The following is a 2,648-nucleotide window of genomic DNA, read 5'->3' as shown; positions in this document are numbered from 1 at the left end:
AAGACGAGCGTCTCGGCGGTGACGAGCGGGGCACCGGTGGCGTCGGTGACCGCGACGGACACCGTCTCCGGCCCGGCCGGGGTGATGCGCACGCGCGCGGCGGTGGCGCCGGTGGCGTGCACGGTGACGCCGCCCCACGCGAAGGGCAGGTGCGGGGCCTTCCCGTCCTCCCCGTCGGCGCCGAGCAGCACGACGTGCAGCGCCGCGTCCAGCAGGGCGGGGTGGACGGCGAAACCCGCGACCTCGTCGGCAGCGGCATCGGCGGGGAGGTTCACCTCGGCGAACAGCTCGTCGCCGCGCCGCCAGGCGGCGGTCAGTCCCTGGAACGCGGGCCCGTAGGCGAACCCGCGCTCGGCGAACAGCTCGTACGGGGTGTCGGTGTCGAGCGGGTCCGCGCCCTCCGGGGGCCAGGTGATCGACTCGCCGGCGCCGGCAGCGGTGGCGAGGGTGCCGGAGGCGTGGCGGGTCCAGCCGTCGGTGTCGGCGAGACTCTCCGCTCGCGAGTGGACGGTGACGTCGCGGGTGCCGTCGGCGGCGGGGCCGGAGACGGTGACGCGCAACTGGACGGCGGCGTCCTCGGTGAGCGCCAGGGGCGTCTCGACGGCGAGGTCGGCGACCGTGGGGCAGCCGACCTGGTCGCCCGCGCGCACGGCCAGCTCCACGAACGCGGTGCCGGGCAGGATCGCGGTGCCCAGCACCGCGTGGTCGGCCAGCCAGGGATGGGTGTCCAGGGACAGCCGCCCGGTCAGGACGACGCCGTGCGGGTCGGCGACCACGGCACCGAGCAGCGGATGGTCGGCGGCACTGAGACCGGCGGCGGACAGGTCACCGGTCCAGCCGCGGCGGGGCTTCGGCCAGAACCGGGTGGCCCGGAACGGGTAGGTGGGCAGCTCAACCCGGTTTCCGCGCTGGACTGCGGCCCAGTCGACCGTCCGCCCGGCGGCGTGCAGGGCGGCCAGGGCTTCGAGCGCGCTCCGGCGCTCGGCGCTGCCGCGCTGCGCGGGAACGCAGCCGTCGACGAGCGCGCTCAGTGCGGCGTCGGGGCCGATCTCCAGCACGTGCGCGGCGTCCAGGCGGGCGGCGCCGTCGGCGAACCGGACGGTGTTTCGGACGTTGCTCACCCAGTACCCGGCGTCCTGCGGACCGGCGTCGGAGGCGACCCCGACGAACGCCACCGACGGTTCGGCCCGTTCGGCGGATTCGACGACGGACCGGAACTCGGTGAGCACGGGGTCCATGTGCGCGGAATGGAAGGCGTGGCTGACCGCGAGGCGCTTGACCTTCACCCCACGCGCCTCGTATCGCGCCGCCAGTTCGACGACGGCGTCCTCGTCGCCGGACACCACCACCGAGTCCGGTGCGTTCACCGCGGCGATCTCGACACCGTCGACGAGCTCGAGGTCGTCCTCGGCGACGGCAACGGCCGCCATCGCCCCGCGCCGGTCCACCGATCCCATGAGCGCGCCGCGCCGCACCACGAGCCGCGCGGCGTCGGCGAGCGAGAACACCCCGGCAACATGGGCAGCGGCGATCTCGCCCACCGAGTGGCCCAGGACGACGTCCGGCCGCACGCCCCAGGACTCGAACAGCCGCACCAGCGCGAGTTCGAACGCGAAGATGGCGGGTTGGGCGAACTGCGTCTCGTCGATTCGGGCACCGTCGGTGATCGCGTCGCGAACGTCGGCGGGGAACAGGGCCAGAACCTCGTCGAAGGCGCGCGCGAACACCGGGAACGCCTCGGCCAGCTCGCGCCCCATCCCGGCCCGCTGCGAGCCCTGGCCGGTGAACACGAACGCCGTCCGGCCACCACGGGCGGGCACGACCTGGCCCGAGCGCAGCCGCTCCACCAGCTCGTCGCGGGTCTGGCCCACCGCGGCGATCCGCTGCTCCAGCGCGGACCGGGTGGTCGCCAGCGAGTGCGCGACGTCCACAGCGGAAAGATCAGGGATGGATTCGAGCAGGTCGGCGATCCGTGCGGCGTGCGCCTGGGCTCCGGCCTCCCCGCGCCCGGAGACGACCAGCGCGACCGGTCCCTCCCAGTCGGATGGTGCGACCGGCTCGGCGGCCTGGCCCTGTTCGAGCACCACGTGCGCGTTGGTGCCGCTGATGCCGAACGACGACACACCCGCCCGGCGCGGCCGGTCGAGGTCGGGCCACGGGGTGTTCTCGGTGGTCAGCCTGACCGCGCCCCCGGACCAGTCGACGTGCGGGGTGGGGGCGTCGACGTGCAGGGTCGCGGGCACGACGCCGTGGCGCATGGCCATGATCGCCTTGAGCACTCCGGCCGCACCCGCGGCGGCCTGTGTGTGGCCGAGGTTGGACTTGACCGAACCCAGCAGCAACGGTGCCGGGCGGTCCTGGCCGTAGGAGGCGATGAGGGCGTCGGCCTCGATCGGGTCACCCAGCGTGGTGCCGGTGCCGTGTGCCTCGACGAGGTCGACGTCGTCGGGAGTGAGCCCGGCGTGGCGCAGGGCGTGCCGGATGACCCGCCGCTGCGACGGCCCGTTCGGGGCGGTGAGTCCGTTGGACGCGCCGTCGGAGTTCACGGCGGAGCCGCGCAGCACGGCCAGGATCGGGTGGCTGCCGCGCTGGGCGTCGGACAGGCGCATCAGGGCCAGCACGCCCGCGCCCTCGCCCCAGGCGGTGCC

General features: G+C 74.9%; 1 protein-coding gene. It reads right to left on the bottom strand.

Annotated elements, in window-relative coordinates:
• Positions 1–2,648 (bottom strand): type I polyketide synthase (locus SACPADRAFT_RS31885; protein ID WP_007027209.1); only part of this gene is annotated, 2,648 nt, incomplete at both ends.

The sequence above is a fragment of the Saccharomonospora iraqiensis subsp. paurometabolica YIM 90007 genome (genome assembly GCF_000231035.2).
In the GTDB taxonomy this organism is placed as follows: Bacteria; Actinomycetota; Actinomycetes; order Mycobacteriales; family Pseudonocardiaceae; genus Saccharomonospora; species Saccharomonospora paurometabolica.
The sequence above is the reverse complement of the archived record's forward strand: the minus strand, read 5'-3'. Positions and strand labels throughout refer to the sequence as shown.